General features: G+C 68.6%; 20 protein-coding genes. 10 read left to right on the forward strand and 10 right to left on the reverse strand.

Annotation, left to right across the window (positions count from 1 at the left end; genetic code table 11):
* Positions 1-1,305, forward strand: coding sequence for an amidohydrolase (locus tag MU521_RS04355; protein WP_092688253.1), 1,305 nt, complete (start codon positions 1-3; stop codon positions 1,303-1,305).
* A gap of 132 nt (positions 1,306-1,437) precedes the next feature.
* Positions 1,438-2,166, forward strand: a complete 729-nt coding sequence (locus MU521_RS04360) for a hypothetical protein (RefSeq protein ID WP_092688250.1) — start codon at positions 1,438-1,440, stop codon at positions 2,164-2,166.
* Positions 2,167-2,211: 45 nt separating this feature from the next.
* Here MU521_RS04360 and MU521_RS04365 read toward each other — a convergent pair whose 3' ends face one another.
* Positions 2,212-3,144, reverse strand: a complete 933-nt coding sequence (locus MU521_RS04365) for a type IV pilin domain-containing protein (protein ID WP_092688247.1) — start codon at positions 3,142-3,144, stop codon at positions 2,212-2,214.
* Positions 3,145-3,258: 114 nt separating this feature from the next.
* On the opposite strand from MU521_RS04365, the gene MU521_RS04370 reads away from it, so the two are divergent.
* A complete protein-coding gene (locus MU521_RS04370) occupies positions 3,259-4,536 on the forward strand; it encodes an adenosylhomocysteinase (RefSeq protein WP_092688244.1) in 1,278 nt (425 codons plus the stop codon).
* A gap of 42 nt (positions 4,537-4,578) precedes the next feature.
* Entirely contained in the window at positions 4,579-5,370 is a 792-nt protein-coding gene (locus tag MU521_RS04375; RefSeq protein WP_092688241.1) for a class I SAM-dependent methyltransferase, read from the forward strand.
* Here MU521_RS04375 and MU521_RS04380 read toward each other — a convergent pair.
* The gene (locus MU521_RS04380) at positions 5,362-5,724 is read right to left on the reverse strand and encodes a DUF5658 family protein (RefSeq protein WP_092688237.1); all 363 of its coding nucleotides are present in this window, start codon (positions 5,722-5,724) and stop codon (positions 5,362-5,364) included. The genes MU521_RS04375 and MU521_RS04380 overlap by 9 nt on opposite strands.
* A 128-nt stretch (positions 5,725-5,852) precedes the next feature.
* Between MU521_RS04380 and MU521_RS04385 the strand changes: the two genes are divergently transcribed.
* Both MU521_RS04385 and MU521_RS04390 read left to right on the forward strand, forming a co-directional pair.
* Positions 5,853-6,020: a hypothetical protein gene (locus MU521_RS04385; protein WP_217630102.1), complete on the forward strand. Its 168-nt coding sequence runs from the start codon at positions 5,853-5,855 to the stop codon at positions 6,018-6,020.
* A gap of 27 nt (positions 6,021-6,047) precedes the next feature.
* Positions 6,048-6,947: a DUF7351 domain-containing protein gene (locus tag MU521_RS04390; RefSeq protein WP_092688232.1), complete on the forward strand. Its 900-nt coding sequence runs from the start codon at positions 6,048-6,050 to the stop codon at positions 6,945-6,947.
* On the opposite strand, the gene MU521_RS04395 is transcribed toward MU521_RS04390, so the two are convergent.
* Together MU521_RS04395 and MU521_RS04400 are read right to left on the reverse strand one after the other, a co-directional pair.
* Entirely contained in the window at positions 6,944-7,525 is a 582-nt protein-coding gene (locus MU521_RS04395) for an NADPH-dependent FMN reductase (protein ID WP_092688230.1), read from the reverse strand. The two genes, MU521_RS04390 and MU521_RS04395, sit on opposite strands and share 4 nt — an antisense overlap.
* Before the next feature lie 77 nt (positions 7,526-7,602).
* Positions 7,603-8,499 (reverse strand): EamA family transporter, encoded by an 897-nt coding sequence (locus MU521_RS04400; RefSeq protein WP_092688228.1) that lies wholly within the window; start codon positions 8,497-8,499, stop codon positions 7,603-7,605.
* Between the two features lie 113 nt (positions 8,500-8,612).
* Between MU521_RS04400 and hjc the strand changes: the two genes are divergently transcribed.
* Positions 8,613-9,143 (forward strand): Holliday junction resolvase Hjc, encoded by a 531-nt coding sequence (hjc, locus tag MU521_RS04405; protein WP_092688225.1) that lies wholly within the window; start codon positions 8,613-8,615, stop codon positions 9,141-9,143.
* On the opposite strand, the gene MU521_RS04410 is transcribed toward hjc, so the two are convergent.
* Positions 9,140-9,751 carry an SWIM zinc finger family protein gene (locus MU521_RS04410; protein ID WP_245681140.1) on the reverse strand — a complete coding sequence of 204 codons (612 nt, stop codon included), beginning with the start codon at positions 9,749-9,751 and terminating at the stop codon, positions 9,140-9,142. The two genes, hjc and MU521_RS04410, sit on opposite strands and share 4 nt — an antisense overlap.
* A gap of 201 nt (positions 9,752-9,952) precedes the next feature.
* Here MU521_RS04410 and MU521_RS04415 point away from each other — a divergent pair, with 201 nt between their 5' ends.
* Positions 9,953-10,159: a DUF7472 family protein gene (locus MU521_RS04415; protein ID WP_245681139.1), complete on the forward strand. Its 207-nt coding sequence runs from the start codon at positions 9,953-9,955 to the stop codon at positions 10,157-10,159.
* A gap of 6 nt (positions 10,160-10,165) precedes the next feature.
* Here the strand turns inward: MU521_RS04415 and priL are convergent, their stop codons facing one another.
* The 3 genes from priL to MU521_RS04430 all read right to left on the reverse strand — a co-directional run bounded on the left by priL (position 10,166) and on the right by MU521_RS04430 (position 12,759).
* Positions 10,166-11,248 (reverse strand): DNA primase regulatory subunit PriL, encoded by a 1,083-nt coding sequence (gene priL, locus MU521_RS04420; protein WP_092688222.1) that lies wholly within the window; start codon positions 11,246-11,248, stop codon positions 10,166-10,168.
* A 64-nt stretch (positions 11,249-11,312) separates the two neighbouring features.
* Positions 11,313-11,921, reverse strand: coding sequence for a cell division protein CdpA domain-containing protein (locus MU521_RS04425; RefSeq protein ID WP_092688219.1), 609 nt, complete (start codon positions 11,919-11,921; stop codon positions 11,313-11,315).
* A 94-nt stretch (positions 11,922-12,015) separates the two neighbouring features.
* Positions 12,016-12,759, reverse strand: a complete 744-nt coding sequence (locus MU521_RS04430) for a DNA polymerase sliding clamp (protein ID WP_092688214.1) — start codon at positions 12,757-12,759, stop codon at positions 12,016-12,018.
* Positions 12,760-13,107: 348 nt separating this feature from the next.
* Between MU521_RS04430 and MU521_RS04435 the strand changes: the two genes are divergently transcribed.
* Positions 13,108-13,572, forward strand: coding sequence for a hypothetical protein (locus MU521_RS04435; RefSeq protein WP_245681138.1), 465 nt, complete (start codon positions 13,108-13,110; stop codon positions 13,570-13,572).
* Between the two features lie 53 nt (positions 13,573-13,625).
* Entirely contained in the window at positions 13,626-14,384 is a 759-nt protein-coding gene (locus tag MU521_RS04440; protein ID WP_092688211.1) for a 23S rRNA (uridine(2552)-2'-O)-methyltransferase, read from the forward strand.
* Here MU521_RS04440 and MU521_RS04445 read toward each other — a convergent pair whose 3' ends face one another.
* Together MU521_RS04445 and MU521_RS04450 are read right to left on the reverse strand one after the other, a co-directional pair.
* Positions 14,385-15,107, reverse strand: a complete 723-nt coding sequence (locus tag MU521_RS04445) for a queuosine precursor transporter (RefSeq protein ID WP_092688207.1) — start codon at positions 15,105-15,107, stop codon at positions 14,385-14,387. It abuts the gene before it with no gap.
* Positions 15,100-15,273, reverse strand: coding sequence for a ribbon-helix-helix domain-containing protein (locus MU521_RS04450; RefSeq protein WP_092688204.1), 174 nt, complete (start codon positions 15,271-15,273; stop codon positions 15,100-15,102). The genes MU521_RS04445 and MU521_RS04450 overlap by 8 nt, the downstream gene beginning before the upstream one ends.

The raw sequence follows: 15,273 nt of genomic DNA on the forward strand, positions 1-15,273 counted from the left end.
ATGACGACGCTGAAAGTTGCGGACGGTCGCGTCCTCCGCCCCGACCACACGGTCGAGCGGGCAGACGTCCTCGTCGACCAACCCAGCGGCGATATTCTGGCGGTCGAACCCGACGGCGAGGGCAGTGCCAGCGCCGACGACCGTCTCGACGCCGAGGGCGGGCTCGTAATCCCGGGACTGATCAACGCCCACACACACGTCGCGATGACGCTGTTTCGGGGCTACGCCGACGACAAACCGCTGGACGCCTGGCTCCAGGAGGACATCTGGCCGGTCGAAGCCGAACTCACCGCCGAGGACGTGCGAGCGGGCGCACGGCTGGGCAGCCTGGAGATGATCCGCTCGGGCACCACCGCCTTCGCGGACATGTACTTCTTCATGCCCGAGGTCGTCGCCGCCGTCGAGAAATCGGGCCTGCGCGCGCTGCTGGGCTACGGGTCGATCACCGTCGGCAACGACGACGCGGCCGCCCATCAGGAGATGCAGGACGGTCTCGACTTCGCAGAGGGGTACGACGGCGCGGCCGACGGCCGCGTCTCGACGGCGTTCATGCCCCACAGCCTCACGACGGTCGGCGAGGCGTACCTCCGGGAGTACGTCCCAGAGGCCCGCGACGCCGGGATTCCGATCCACTTCCACGCCAACGAGACCGACGGCGAAGTCGACCCGCTGGTCGCGGACCACGACGAGCGACCCCTCGAATACGCCGACGACATCGGGATGCTGGCCGACACGTCCTTCCTGGCCCACGGCGTCCATACCGACCGGACCGAACACGAGTTGCTGGCCGAGCGGGAGACGGCGGTGATCCACTGCCCGGCCTCGAACATGAAACTCGCCAGTGGAATGGCCCCGGTCCAGGCCATGCGGGACCGCGGCGTGACCGTCGGCCTCGGCACCGACGGCGCGGCCTCGAACAACGACCTCTCGCTGTTCGACGAGATGCGCGACGCCGCCATGCTCGGCAAACTGGCGGCAGACGACGCCAGCGCCGTCGACGCCGACGCGGTCGTCGAGATGGCCACGCAGGGCGGCGCGGACGCGCTCGGCATGGCCTCGGGCCGGATCGAGGCGGGCGCGAACGCGGATCTGGCGGTGCTGGACCTGGACCAGCCCCATCTCACGCCGGCCCACGACCTCGTGAGCCACCTCACCTACGCCGCGAGCGGGTCGGACGTGCGCCACACCGTCTGTGACGGCCAGGTCCTCATGCGGGACCGCGAGGTGCAGACGCTGGACGAGGACGAGGTGCTCGCGGACGCTCGCGAGCGTGCAGCGGCCCTGATCGACCGCGCGGAATCGTGACGCGACGTGTGAATTAAACGGCCAGGACAGTTTTTGAACGTTCTCCCGACAGCTGGCGTCGTTTTGGATCGCAGTGAATTCACTGAACGAGAATCCGGGTTTATGCGGGTCTCTCGCCTGGATACAGGTGAGATGCAATCGAGAAGCACACTGTTCGCACTCGTGTCCGTGGTCCTGCTCGCCGGTGTGGCGCTGGGGCCAGCCGTGGCCGCCGGCTCACCGACCGCCGTGTCGAGCGGGGCCGCGCTCGCACAGGACGACACCACCACTAACGAGACAGCCACGAACGACACGGAGACCAACGAGACCGACGACGGCAACGAGACCGAACTCAACGATACCGACGACGGTAACGAGACCGATCTCGACGAAACCGACGGCAACGAAACCGAGACCAACGAGACCGACGACGGCAACGAGACCCGCGTGCCGTTCGGACAGCTCGTGTCCGCGTTCGTCGAGAACACGCGCGCCCAGATGAACAGCACGAACAGCACGAACGGGTCCAGCACTCCGTTCGGACTGCTGGTCGCGGCGTTCGTCACGGAGAACAACCCCGGGAACGCGCCCGACCACGCGGGACCGCCCGCGCACGCCGGCCCCGGTGGCAACGAGACGAACGCGAGCGAGCGCGGCCCGCCCGAGAACCGCGGTCCGCCCGAGGATCGTGGCCCGAACGAGGACCGGCGACAGGGCCCGCCCGAGGACCGCGGCCCCGGCGGTGACGACGAGGCAGACACCGAGAACAGTGACGGCAACGGCGGCGGCCCGCCCGCGAACGCCGGCGGTAACGGCGGCGGTGGCGGCAACGGCGGCGGTGGCGGCGGTCCGCCCGCGAACGCCGGGGGCCCCGGTCGATAGGGCGACTCTTTTTTGACGCCCCGATTCGTCGCGGGTCCTGACGACTCAGTCGGACTCGGAGACCGCAACGTTCCGGTACTGCGAATCGTGTGACCCGCAACTGATCCCCTCGTTGCCGTCACAGTCGTTGACGACGAGCAGTGAGTCGGCGTCGCCGAGGTTGTTCGTGTCCCCGTACACCTCGCCGATGGGGACTTCGTAGCGGGTCCAGCCGTCGCCGGTCTCGTAGTAGGACCCGCCGTAGTCGCTGACGTTGACGCCCCAGTTCTGGACGCCGGAGAGCCGGACGACCCGACCGCTGTCCTGCCCGGTATCCGCGTTCTCGAACCCGATGCCGTGGATCTCCCCCTCCGTCGTACTCCTGAACTCGAAGGTCAACACCGTGTCCTCGGTGACCGTGTAGTTCTTCCCGACCAGTTGCCACTTGTTGCCGGTCACCTCGATCCGTCGCCCGTCGTCCGAGATCGTCGTCGTCGCCGACGGATCGTTGACGTTCCCCTGGAAGTCACTGAGCGAGTCGGCGTCGGCGGTGATCAGTTCGCCGGCGATGCCGTCCGCGATCCAGAACTGCCGGCTGTGCAGGACCGCGCCGCTCGCCTCGTGGACGACCGACACGGTCAGTTCGCCCCGGATCACGTCGTGGGGAAGGCGGTACCGATCACCCGCGGTGATCCTGTCGTCGCCGCCGCCGGCGACCGGAGCGAGCGACGACAACCTGACGCGCCGGGTATCGTCGCCGTGGCGCAGGACCGCGACCGTCTCGGCGGCCGACAGGCCGTCCCCGGCGGTGTGGACGAGCGTGACGTTCCCCGCGGAGGCCGACGACGAGAGCGACGCCGTCGTGGGGTCGCGGCTCGCCTCCTCGGCGAGCGAGAAGCCGAGGACGGCGACGATACCGATCAGAACGACGCCGACCGCGACGAGCAGGAGGCTGCCGATCACCTCCGACTGTGCCCGATCCCGGCCGACATCTCGCATATCCGAGTGTTAGGCTCGCGCTGAGTAATGGTTTTCGTCGGTGACAGTCCGTGAGCCGCGCCCTCGCCGCCCCGGTTCGGCAGCGTTTTGAGGGTGCTAGCTAACTATCAGGCAATGACTGCGCCGATCAGCGAGCGGCTCGACGACCCCGAGACCGCACGTGAGGAGGGGCGACGGAAGATGGACTGGGCGCGCGAACACATGCCGATTCTCGCCTCGCTCCGCGAGGAGTTCACCGAGAGTCAGCCCTTCGCGGGCGAAGTGATCGGGATGGCGATGCACGTCGAGGCCAAGACGGCCGTCCTCGCGGAACTGCTGGCCGAGGGCGGTGCCGAGGTCGCCATCACCGGCTGTAACCCCCTCTCCACCCACGACGACGTGTCCGCGGCGCTGGACGCCCACGAGACCGTCACCTCCTACGCCGAGCGCGGCGTCGACGACGACGCCTACTACGCCGCCATGGAGGCCGTCATCGAACACGAGCCGACGATCACCGTGGACGACGGGATGGACCTCATCGCTGCCATCCACGAGGACTACCCGGAACTCATCGACACCATCGTCGGCGGGTGTGAGGAGACCACGACCGGCGTCCACCGCCTGCGCGCGATGGACGACGACGGCGCGCTCGAATACCCGGTCTTCGCCGTCAACGACACGCCGATGAAGCGACTGTTCGACAACGTCCACGGCACCGGCGAGTCCGTGCTGGCCTCCATCGCCATGACGACGAACCTCTCCTACGCCGGCAAGACCGTCGTCGTCGGCGGCTACGGGGACTGCGGCCGCGGCGTCGCCAAGAAGGCCGCCGGGCAGAACGCCCGCGTCATCGTCACCGAAGTCGACGCCCGCCGCGCCCTCGAAGCCCACATGGAGGGCTACGAGGTCATGCCAATGCACGAGGCCGCCAAAGAGGGCGAGGTGTTCGTCACGACGACGGGCAACCGCGACGTGATCACCGCCGAGGACTTCGAGGTCATGCAGGACGGCGTCTTGCTCGCCAACGCCGGTCACTTCGACGTGGAGATCGACCTCGTCGCACTGGAGGAGATGGCCGCGGAAGTCACCGAACCCCGCGACGGCATCGAGGCCTACGTCATGCCGGACGGTCGCGAGTTGAACGTCCTGGCGGAGGGCCGCCTCGTCAACCTCGCCACGCCCGTGGCGCTGGGCCATCCCGTCGAGGTCATGGACCAGAGCTTCGGCGTGCAGGCCGTCTGTGTGCGCGAACTCGTCGAGTCCGGGGACGCGTACGAGGCCGGCGTCCACGAGGTGCCCGACGACCTGGACCGGGAAGTCGCGGAGATCAAACTCGACGCCGAGGGCGTGGCCTTCGACGACCTGAGCGAGGCCCAGGCGGAGTACATGGGCTCGTGGCAACACGGGACCTAGACGGCCGGTCGATTTTTCGGGTCGCCACGCGAAGCGATCCGTATGGCCGAGGACGACGGTTCCCGGAACCACTGGAACCCGGACGACTACGACGACGACCACACGTACGTCACCGAGTACGGGGCGGGCGTGGTCGACCTGCTCGACCCGACCCCGGGGGAGCGCGTCCTCGATCTCGGCTGCGGGACGGGCCACCTGACCGCGGAGATCGCGGACGCGGTGGGCGAGTCCGGCGAAATCGTCGGGATCGACCGGTCGGCCGAGATGGTCCGGACGGCCCGCGAGACTCACCCCGAGATTTCCTTCCAGCGGGCCGACGCCCGGTCGTTCAGCGCGCGGGAACCGTTCGACGCCGTCTTCTCCAACGCCGCGCTCCACTGGGTCTCCGACGTGGACCAGAACCGGGTGCTGGCGGGCGTGGCCGACGCGCTCCGCCCGGGCGGTCGCTTCGTCGTCGAGATGGGCGGCGCGGGCAACGTCGACCGGATCGTCACCGCGACGCTGGCCGAACTCGACGCCCGCGGCTACGACGCGGCCCACCCGTGGTACTTTCCGAGCATCGGCGAGTACGCCCCACGACTGGAGACCCACGGCTTCGAGGTGCGGCTGGCGCAGCTGTTCGACCGGCCGACGGAGTTAGACGACGGTGCCGGGGGCCTCGCCAACTGGCTCTCGATGTTCGGCGATAGCCTCTTTTCGGACGTGCCCGACGACGAGCGCGCGGCCGTCGTCGCGGCCGTCGAGGACCGGCTTCGCTCCGATCTGTTCGACGGCGAGACGTGGACGGCGGACTACCGGCGACTGCGCTTTCGCGCCGTCCGGGACTCAGAGTGAGAGCAGGGTCAGGGCGTTGAGCGCGACGGTGACCACGGAGACGACGGCGAATCCGGTCAGGACGAGTTCCGCCGGCCGGTCCGGAAGGGAGTGCCAGGTCACCACGAGGACGACCAGCGCGGCGAACTTCAGCAGGCCGATGCCGGCGTCGCCGTACGTCGCCAGGAAGGCACGCGCGACCCGGTTGCCCTCCTCGAACCCGACCGAGAGGCCCGCGAGCGTCGTCACCACGTCGAACACCGCCGCGACGATGATGACCGTCCACAGCACGGCGTGGGATTCCGGCAGTTCACGCTCGAAGCGTTCGAGCGCGTCGCGACTGTCGTCGGGCGGCGACCCCGATTCTGACCCCATCCTACCGGCGGAGAGACGGGCCGGCCACATAACGGTCCCCGCGGTGTCAGCGCGTGAGTCGTCCGGGCCGCCGCGTCGGCAGGCAATTCTTGATGGTGTAGTCCCTACCACGGGTGACGGCACCGACCATGCCGCTGATCCCACCGCAGACCGACGAGATTCGCGCCGAGATGTCGAAAGATCACCGTCGCCTGCTCCACTGTCTCGACTGTGGCGGACAGGTCGTGGCGATCCGCCACGGCGGCTCCTGCATCCTCTGTAGCTCCGAGGCCGTCGTGGTCGAGGAGTGGGACTAATAGCCGTGGCACGCAATCCCCGAGTCGATGCCCACGCGTGACGACGGCGACGACGGGGCCGACGCCGCCGACGCCCTCTCGCTGGTGGCCCACGAACTCCGTCTGGAGATTCTCCGGGCGCTCTGGGCGGCCGAGGGTCACTCACTGTCCTTCTCGGACCTCCGGAGCGCCGTCGGCGTGCGCGACGCCGGGCAGTTCAACTACCACCTCTCACAGCTGACCGGCCGGTTCGTCGCCCACGTCGAGGACCGCTACGAACTGCTCTACCCGGGCCACCGGGTCGTCGACGCGATCCAGAGCGGCGTCTTCCACCGCGATCTCGCCGGAAGCGAGATCGACGTGTCCGGCACCTGTCCCGACTGTGCGGGGTCGCTCGCGTTCACGTACGCGGAGTTCATCGCCCGGATCGAGTGTCCGGACTGCGGGGAGACGGTCCTGGGCTATCCCTTCGACCCCGGCGGGTTCGAGGCGCGCGACGACGCCGGCGTCGTCCGGGCGTTCGACCGCCGGACACGGCGTTACTGGCTCTCGGCGACCGACGGCGTCTGCCCGGTCTGTGCCGGCCCGACCGACGCTAGACTGGTGGCCGACGCCACGACCCTCCAGGCGCTCGACCGGTACGACAAACACTTCGCGAGCGATCAGCCCGCCCTCGTCGCGACCGACTGCCAGCACTGCAGTTTCTACAGCTACGTCCCCAGCGGCGTCGTCTTGCTCTCGCACCCGGCCGTCGTCGGCGCGCTGTACGACCGCGGCGTCGACGTGCGCGAGAAACGACTCTGGACCCTACCGTTCGTCGTGGAGGCCGACCGCGTCGCACTCGCCGGGTCGGACCCACTCGAAGTCACCGTCACCGCCGGGCCCGACGACGAGCCGATCACCGCCACGGTCGGCGCGGACGCCTCGATCAGGTCCCTCGATAGCTAGTCGCCGGCGGCCGGCGCGGGCGTCGACGGACAGTCCGGGTAGGTGGCGACGTTGGCGTAGGCGACGAGTTCCTGCCCCAGTGCGTCGACACGCTCGGCGACGCCGTCGTCGGCGAACGCCCCGTCGTCGGTCACCGCCGAGTGGGAGTCCGGGACTGCGACCTGCGTGGGGAGTGTCCACGCCTCAAGCGCCCGGCAGACTGTCCGGAGGTGTTCGAGTGCAGGCAAGGGGAACCCGCCGCCCGAGACGGCCAGCAACCCGACGGTCGTGTCGGCGAACTCGTCGAACCCGCAGTAATCCAGCGCCGTCTTCAGCGGCGACGAGTACGAGCCGTGGTACATCGGCGTCGCCAGCAGGACGGCGTCGGCCTCGCGGACCCGGCGGCGCACCGCCGACGCCTCGCCGGCGTCGGGCCGGTCGGGGTCGAAGGTCGGCAGGTCCCACTGTCGGAGGTCGAGCAGGTCCGTGGTCGCGCCCGCACTGCGCGCGGCGTCGAGGGTCCGTTCGGCGGCGACTCGCGTCACGCTGTCGTCGGCCTGACTCCCACAGATCGCGACGACGTGTGTGTTCTCGGTCATGTATCGAGTGTATCCAAACACACACCCTACACCGGGATAAGCGATTGGTGAAGGCGATTTCAGTAACGAATGTGAAACTACAGCGTGATGCAGACGGCCCCGACGACGACGAGTGCCGCACCGAGGACGAGGCCCCGGGTCACACGCTCTACGTCCCGCAGGAGGACGGCGGCGAAGACGGTGGTAAAGAGGGGTGCCGTCGCGGCGAGCGAGTCGACGATGGCGACCCGGCCGGCCTCCATCGAGAGCGCCGTGAAGAAGGATAGCAGGGCGACGGCCGTGATGAGCCCGCTCCCGGTGAAGTAGGTGTAGGACTCGCGGGGCGTGTCGAGGGGGTCGGTCCCCCGCGTGACGAGCGCGTAGGCCGCGAGCGCCACGAGCGCCGCGGTCTCGTTGATCGCGACGGCCTGCAGGGGGGTCGCCGCGGTGTCCCCGAAGCCGAACCGCCGGAGGACGTTGCCCGCCGCGAACACGGCCGCCGCGCCGACCGGGAAGAGCAGGTCCCGGGGTTGCCACCCCGACACGTCCCCGCCCTTTGAGTAGGTCAGGACCACGAGTCCCGTGACGAGAACGACGATGCCGACGCCCGTGAGCGGGCCCAACGGCTCGCCGAGGAAGCCGAGCGCCAGCAGGGTCGCGAAGAGCGGCCGCGTGCTGATGCCAGCGCTGTTGATGCTCGCGCCGACCCGGTGGACCCCGGCGAACACGAGGATTCGCCCCATCGCGGTGCCGAAGAGACCGGCGACCGCGAAGACGGCGACCAGGTCGACCGTCAGCCCGGTGAAGGGGTTGGGCCAGGAGGTGAGCAACAGCGCCAGCCAGTACAGCACCGAGTCGACGACGACGACGACGATGGCGGCCTGGGTCGCCGTCCCACCGGCGTCCATGCCGCGCTTGTCGAAGATCGGCCCGAGTCCCCAGAGGACGGCCGGCAACAGCGCCAGCGCGTACACGACAAGCGGCGTCCCCGTCACCGACGATCCGCTCCTGTCACGCTCCCCGTTCGGAGTGGCCGCCCCAAGTGGCTTCCGTTCACTTCCGGCCCGGTTGCGTGTCCCTTTTGCCCCCGCCCGGCCAAGCCGAGGGCATGTCTTCCAACCGGAAAGGGGACAGGCGGGAACGGGAACTCGTCAACGCGCTCGACGAGTCCGGCTTCGCGGTGATGCGCGCCCCTGCCAGCGGGAGCGCCACCGAGCGCGAACTCCCGGACGTGCTCGCCGGCGACGGCGAGGCCTTCTACGCCATCGAGGCCAAATCCTCCAGCGGCGACCCCATCTATCTCGACGGCGAGGAGATCCAAGCCCTGTTGTATTTCGCCCAGAACTTCGGCGCGAAACCGCGCGTCGGCGTCCGCTTCGACCACGAGGACTGGTACTTCTTCCACCCCGGCGACCTCTACACGACCGACGGCGGCAACTACCGCGTGAAGAAAGCGACCGCACTCGCCGACGGCACCGACTTCGCGGAGTTCGTCGGCGATACCCAGAAGGTCACGCTCGAAGAGGCCGCCGAAGCCGCCGAGGACGAAGCGGACGAAGACGACGAGGCCGTCCGCGACATACTCGAAGCGTTCGAGCGCGGTGATATCTCGGTCGACGACGCCGTGGAGATGCTCTAATCCACGAGTTCTGCGTCCTCGACCTGCCGGAGTCGCGAGTAGGGGAACGCGTACACGCGGGGGTCGTCGTTGCGTAACCGATCGCCCAGATAGACGGCCTCGACCACCGGATCGTCGGCCGGGTAGTCCTCGTTGGTGTCGTGGGCGGCCACGGTCTTGCCGGTGGCCTCGATGACGTACTCGTCGGCGCGGTCGGGATGGACCCGCCGGACGACGAGCGTGTCGGCGGTCTCACGGTCGACGGCCACGTCGTCGTCGTCGAGCCGGCAGTCGCTACACAGCGGAACCGTGGCGGTCTCGGGGACGAACGACTCGTGGCCACAGTAAGCGCAGTCGGCGCGGCGCTGGCCGGGTGCGGGGACGCGCTCTTGCGTGATTTCGATGGCGACCCGCCGGCGGTGTTTGCAGTGTGCGTGTCGGTAGTGGTAGTCGGGGCAGGTACAGCGGTGGCCGGGCACGTCGACGGTGTAGGTGTCGCCGTCGGTGTCGACGCGGTAACAGCCGCCGCCGAGCGGCGTGACGGCCATCGGCTCGGTCCATGCGCGAACGGTGCGCTCGTCGCAGTCCCGGAGGTCGGGCGCGAGCGCGGTCTTGGAAGCTCGTGACATCGGCGATCAGGACGCTGCTAGTTTTCGACGCGTCCGTCCGAACCTTGGTGCCCGAGCTACCTAAGTGACACGCCCGTTCCGGCCAGAATTCAGAAGGGAGACGGTCTGTAGCGGTAGTTCCGGCTCGTCTACAGCGGGACGAAATCGACCGCGTCCGGCGGCATCGAAGCCCTTTTGCACGGGCCGGTGAAAGCCGCGCATATGGATATCGAGCGGGAGACGGTCGTCGAAGCGGGCGTCTCGTTCGCGGCAGTACTCGTCTTCATCGCGGCCGTCATGGGCGTCGGCACGACGTTCGGGACCAACGGCAACCTCTCGGGAACCGGCGGCCTCGCCGTCCTCGGCGCGGTCGTGCTGTTCATCGCCGTCATGACCGTCGTCGGCTACTGGCTCTCCTTCCGGGAGTAAGCCGGACTACTCGTCGTCTCCCCCCTCTCTCCAGTCCACCAGTTCCTCCTCGTCGGCGTCCTCGAGCCGGTGTTCGTAGTAGTTCAGCGGGTGTGACTCGTTGATCACGTCCTCGCAGATGTCGTCTTTGTTCACGCAGTCGCCGTAGGACTGCATCGTCGCACACGCCGGCGCGGAGTACTCTGTCGGACTGGTCTCCCCGCGGATGTGATCGACCTGGTAACGGGTGGCCTCCTCGCCGAAGCCGGGGTTGACCTGGAACAGCTCGACGATCTCGTCGGTGGTCATCCCGATGCTCGTCAGGAAGGCGGCGATAGCGAAGCGGGAGTGGTGTTCGAGGTGGTCGCCCTTCTGGACCCTGTCCAGCAGGTGGCGCATACACGGCGGGAACAGGTCCGGAACGACCGTGTCGATGTCCCGGGTCAGGTCCAGATCGGCTAGAACCTCCCTGACGCGTTCCGCCTCGTCCTCGAGTTCCGCGGCGATGGCATCGGGCACCGAGAGCGGGAGGCCGTCCTCGACACGGCGGCGAACGGCCTGGCGGACGATCAGGAGGAGTTCGTCCTCGTCGATCGGAACCTGCCCGTCGGACAGCGGTCGGTTGACCAGTCGCCACTCGTCGCCCCACTGTCCCGCCGTGTGTTCGAGGTAGGTCCCCACGTCCACCCGATACGCCTCGTCTTCGCCCGCGACCGCGTGGACGTGGCCGGCCAGATCGAATTCGGTGAGCAGGGCCTGCAGGTCGAGCCGTTCGGTGCGGGTACTCTGGAACTCCGCCGTCGCGGTCAGTTCATCGGAGAAGCGGTCGTAGGCGGTCGCCGCCTCCGCGCGAGCGTAGCGGCGCAGGAGGATGTGTTCGTCGACCAGCGACACGAGGACTCTGGCGACGGGGTAGGAGAGCAACTCGACGCGGGTGCGGCGATGTGGCTCGCCGACGGTGCCCTCGGTGACGGCCCACTCGACGCGCTCCAGGCCGCGCTCGACCACCGCCGAGTCACTGGCCACGAGTTCGGCCAAGTCGACGCCGGCGGCCTCGACCGCCTCTCGGGCGGCCGACAGAAACGGGTAGCGGGCGTGGAGCGCCTTCATCGACGCCTTGGTTGCCGCCGGGTCCGAATAAACCCGACGGTCCGGGGAGTGAGTCGCCGCCGCGTCACCGCTCGTGGCGGTGTTCAATCTCTGTCACGATGTCTTCTTCACCACCATCTGCCAGTTTCGACCGGTACTCCTGGAGTTCCGCGGGCGTGACCTCCATCCGGCGCGTCTCGCCGCCCTTCTCGATCTCGAGAGTGACGGTGCCGTGGGGGTCGTTGCGCCGTCGGAAGTTCGCGACGGCGACGAAGACATACCAGAGCGCGACGAACGCGCCGACGAAGTAGACGACTGCCGTCTCGAAGACGAGGGGGTCGGCGGCGTAGACCCAGCGGTCGGGGTAGGCGAGCGAGAACAGATAGACGCCGGCGACCGAGACGAGCGACCCGGCGACGACCCCGAGTTGCTGGCGGCGCTTCGAGGGCAGGACGGCGACGACCCCGAGCAGGACCGCCGGGCCGCCCAGCCCCGCGAGGACGCCACCGAAGTGTTTCGCGGCGATGGCGTCGGTGGCCCCGAGGAGGGCCCCGAGCGGCGTCGTCACCACGAGCAGGGCGGCGACGAGCGCGAGCGCGCCCGACAGCGACACGGCCGCACCCAGCGCAATCCGGCGTGGATCACGCTTCCCGCGGTCCCGTCGGTCGGTGTAGGCCTCCGAGAGGCTCGGCATAGGTCCGTATGGTCGCTCCTCCTACAAAACGATGCGTCAGACACGCGTGTGACGGGGCGAGAGGAGAGAGAAATCGACGTGATGCCGGGCCGGCTCAGTCGCTCTGGATACGCGGCGCGAGCATATACGTGACCGTCCCGTCGCCCTCCGCGATGTCGAAGTGCATCTTGACGGGGAACTCCTCGCCGAGTTCCATCTCGATCTCGGCGTCTTTCGGGATGGCCTTGTTCATGTCCTTCAGATAGTCGAGCGAGAACAGCGAGTGGGCGTCACCAGCCACGAGGTCGATGAGGTCGTCCCGGCCGAGTTCGAAGTGAACGTCGTCGGTGTCGCCCTCGGCGTCGACGTAGAACGCTTCCTCGTCGGTCTCGACACCGAGCGCGATGTGATCGGAGACCATGTCGGCGGCCGTCACGGCGCGGTCGATATCCTTGCCTTCGAGGACGACCCTCGCGGGCAGGTCCAGGTCGGGCAGGTCGGGTTCCTGCCGGATCGAATCGGGGTCGATCAGCGCCAGCGTCCCCTCCAGCCCGTCGATCTGCACGTGAAGCTTCCGGGTCTCCTCGTCGAGTTCCAGCTGGATCAGCTGGCCCGCGTCGGCCATGCCGGCGAACTCCTCCAGCCGCGAGAGGTTGACGCCGATGATCCCGCCGTCGGTCTCGTAGGACTCGAAGGCCGTGGCGTCGAGCCGCAGGTCGACCATCCCGACGTTGGCCGGGTCGACCGCCCGGATCTCGATGCCCTCGTCCGTGAGGTGGATCTTGCACTCGTCCACCAGGACGCTCACGGAGTCGAGCGTCGCCCGGAGCGTGTCTGCACTCACGATGGCGTTGAACATCTTGACCCGGGCTACGCCCGCATCTGTTAAAAAGTCCCGTCTTTCCGTTCCCGGGCGGCGACGCGGCAGCGGACCCAGGTGCCACCGCGACCACGGCGGCCGACAGCCCGGGAACGGGCGTCCAGACCGCCCCGAGCGGTCTAGCCGGGGCCGGCGCGCTCGCTCGCTGGTCGGACGACGACCGAGACCGCGCGTCTGTCCTCGCGAGCCCACCCCGGAAGTTTCGTGTCCGGCCACCGAAGCGAGTGGTATGAGTGAACAGACACCACACGATCTGATGGAGTCGTACGCGGAGCTGGCGGCCGAGGAGGCGAAGTTCCGTCGCGAAAAGGGGACGTACTCGACACGGTGAGCGAGCGGCTGGCGGCGGGTGTGGCCGACGCGGTCGACGAGACCGGGGTCAACGTCGAAGTGACCCACACGTCGGCCGACGGGACCCACCATACCCTCCGGCCGCGGTTCGACCGGGCCGCGCTGGTTGCCGCGCTGAACGACCACCTCCCCGACGGGTTCGTCGTCGAACACGTCAACGAGGACGGGACGCTGACGGTGCAGTGGGACGAGCGCGAGACCGTCCGCGAGCGCCGCCACCACGGCGCGATCCTGAAGGCTATCGTCGCCGAGGAGACCGAGACCGACGGCGACGGCCTCATCGAGTCGGTGCCGGGTCGCGAGCGAGTCCTGGCGCGGGCGGCCGACCTCGGCGTACCCGAGGACGCGGCCGCGGACCGACTGGCTCGCCTCGCCGATCTGGACGTGGTCGACCTCGCGGACGGGAAGGTCTACCCCGACAGCAACTTCTCGAAGTTCTGAGCGAGCGGGAACGACACGGGTAAACGGCTCGGCGGGCTACACCGGACACTCAGATGACACGCAAAGACGAGTACTACAACCGGGCCAAACAGGAGGGGTATCGCTCCCGGTCGGCCTACAAGCTCAAACAGCTCGACGCGACGGCGAACCTGCTCCACGAGGGCGCGACCGTGGTGGACCTCGGGGCCGCCCCCGGCGGCTGGCTCCAGGTCGCCCAGCAGGAAGTCGGCGAGGCCGGCACCGTCGTCGGCGTCGACCGCCAGCGGATCGACGCCCTCGACGGCGTCGAGACGGTCCGTGGCGACATGACCGAGGACGCCACGAAAGACGAGGTGCGCGAAATCGTCGGGGAAGCAGACGTGGTCTGCTCGGACATGGCCCCGAACATGACCGGCGAGTACGAGCTCGATCACGCCCGCTCGGTCCACCTCGTCCGGCAGGCGCTGGAGGTCGCGCTCGACCTGCTCGCACCCGGTGGCGACTTCGTGGCGAAGGTCTTCGACGGGCAGGACCTCGACGACCTGAAAGCCGACATCGAGCCCGAGTTCGAGTACGTCCGCGAGGTCCGGCCCGACGCCTCCCGGGAGTCCTCCTCGGAACTGTTCCTCGTCGCGAAGGGGCGACTCACCGCGCCCGTCGCGGAGGGTGACACGGTGACCGTCGAGATCGTCGACACGGGCCACGAGGGCGACGGCATCGCCAAGGTGGAGGGCTACACCCTGTTCGTCTCCGGGGCCGAGGCGGGCGAGGAAGTCGAGGTGCGGATCGACGAGATCAAGCCGAAGTACGGGTTCGCACAGCGAGTCGAGTGATCAGCGGGGCTCGCCTCCGGTCGGAACGAGCGGCGTGTCCCGGGACCGGACGACCCCGACGACGGCGTAGACGAACGGCGTGTCGACAAGCGCGATCAGGAGTTTCAACAGGTACTGGCCGACGATCAGACTGGCGATCACGGGGAACGGCGGTGCGACGCCGACGCCGAGCAGTTCGGGGACGACCAGAAAGCCGAGCGTCACGAAGATCACGGTGTCGAGCAACTGGCTGGAGGCCGTCGAGGCGATGTTACGGAGCCACAGCCGCTCCCCGTCGGTGGCCTCCCGGAGCCGGTGGAAGACGATCACGTCCCAGTTCTGGCTCACGACGTAGGCCGCCAGACTCGCGATCACGATGTTGGTGCTCGCGCCCAGGACCTGCCGGAACTGGGTCGGGTCGATGCTGTTCGGGGCGGCCGGCGCGAGGATCGTACTCCAGACCAGCGCCAGCAGGACGAAGTTCATCGCGAAGGCGACGTTGACCATCACCTGCGCGGCCCGCTTGCCGTACAGCTCGGCGTAACAGTCCGAGGCGAAGAACGTCACGGCGTAAGCTAGCGCCGCCCCCGGCAGGGAGAGCGTCGCTCCCGTGACCGGTAGGGAGACGGGGAGCGAGAACGCCAGGATCTTCGCGGCGGTCACCTGCGCGGTCACCAGCGCGGTGACGAACAGCGCGAGCAGGGCGACCTGCGGGACCGCGAGCGGCGCTGTTCGCTCACTCATCGTCGAGTCGGCCCTGCCGCTGATCGATCTCGTCCAGCAGATCGAGCGTCTTCCGGATCGACGCCCGGATCGCCTCGCTCCGGTTGACGAACTTCCCGTCCTCGCCGACGTGATCGTCCAGATCCTGCAACAGTTCCGCGGGCACCTCCACGCTTATCTTGGGCAT

Source organism: Halorientalis regularis (assembly GCF_023698535.1).
In the GTDB taxonomy this organism is placed as follows: domain Archaea; phylum Halobacteriota; class Halobacteria; order Halobacteriales; family Haloarculaceae; genus Halorientalis; species Halorientalis regularis.

Bases quoted from the DNA above. Each gene is read 5' to 3' on its own strand.
- MU521_RS04380 (WP_092688237.1), bottom strand. From the start codon at position 5,724: ATGGGGTCAGAATCGGGGTCGCCGCCCGACGACAGTCGCGACGCGCTC.
- MU521_RS04445 (WP_092688207.1), bottom strand. From the start codon at position 15,107: ATGAGTGAGCGAACAGCGCCGCTCGCGGTCCCGCAGGTCGCCCTGCTC.
- priL (WP_092688222.1), bottom strand. From the start codon at position 11,248: ATGAAGGCGCTCCACGCCCGCTACCCGTTTCTGTCGGCCGCCCGAGAG.
- MU521_RS04450 (WP_092688204.1), bottom strand. From the start codon at position 15,273: ATGCCCAAGATAAGCGTGGAGGTGCCCGCGGAACTGTTGCAGGATCTG.
- MU521_RS04360 (WP_092688250.1), top strand. From the start codon at position 1,438: ATGCAATCGAGAAGCACACTGTTCGCACTCGTGTCCGTGGTCCTGCTC.
- MU521_RS04415 (WP_245681139.1), top strand. From the start codon at position 9,953: ATGGATATCGAGCGGGAGACGGTCGTCGAAGCGGGCGTCTCGTTCGCG.
- MU521_RS04370 (WP_092688244.1), top strand. From the start codon at position 3,259: ATGACTGCGCCGATCAGCGAGCGGCTCGACGACCCCGAGACCGCACGT.
- MU521_RS04375 (WP_092688241.1), top strand. From the start codon at position 4,579: ATGGCCGAGGACGACGGTTCCCGGAACCACTGGAACCCGGACGACTAC.
- MU521_RS04440 (WP_092688211.1), top strand. From the start codon at position 13,626: ATGACACGCAAAGACGAGTACTACAACCGGGCCAAACAGGAGGGGTAT.
- MU521_RS04390 (WP_092688232.1), top strand. From the start codon at position 6,048: ATGCCCACGCGTGACGACGGCGACGACGGGGCCGACGCCGCCGACGCC.
- MU521_RS04355 (WP_092688253.1), top strand. From the start codon at position 1: ATGACGACGCTGAAAGTTGCGGACGGTCGCGTCCTCCGCCCCGACCAC.
- MU521_RS04365 (WP_092688247.1), bottom strand. From the start codon at position 3,144: ATGCGAGATGTCGGCCGGGATCGGGCACAGTCGGAGGTGATCGGCAGC.
- hjc (WP_092688225.1), top strand. From the start codon at position 8,613: ATGTCTTCCAACCGGAAAGGGGACAGGCGGGAACGGGAACTCGTCAAC.
- MU521_RS04410 (WP_245681140.1), bottom strand. From the start codon at position 9,751: ATGTCACGAGCTTCCAAGACCGCGCTCGCGCCCGACCTCCGGGACTGC.
- MU521_RS04425 (WP_092688219.1), bottom strand. From the start codon at position 11,921: ATGCCGAGCCTCTCGGAGGCCTACACCGACCGACGGGACCGCGGGAAG.
- MU521_RS04430 (WP_092688214.1), bottom strand. From the start codon at position 12,759: ATGTTCAACGCCATCGTGAGTGCAGACACGCTCCGGGCGACGCTCGAC.
- MU521_RS04395 (WP_092688230.1), bottom strand. From the start codon at position 7,525: ATGACCGAGAACACACACGTCGTCGCGATCTGTGGGAGTCAGGCCGAC.
- MU521_RS04385 (WP_217630102.1), top strand. From the start codon at position 5,853: ATGCCGCTGATCCCACCGCAGACCGACGAGATTCGCGCCGAGATGTCG.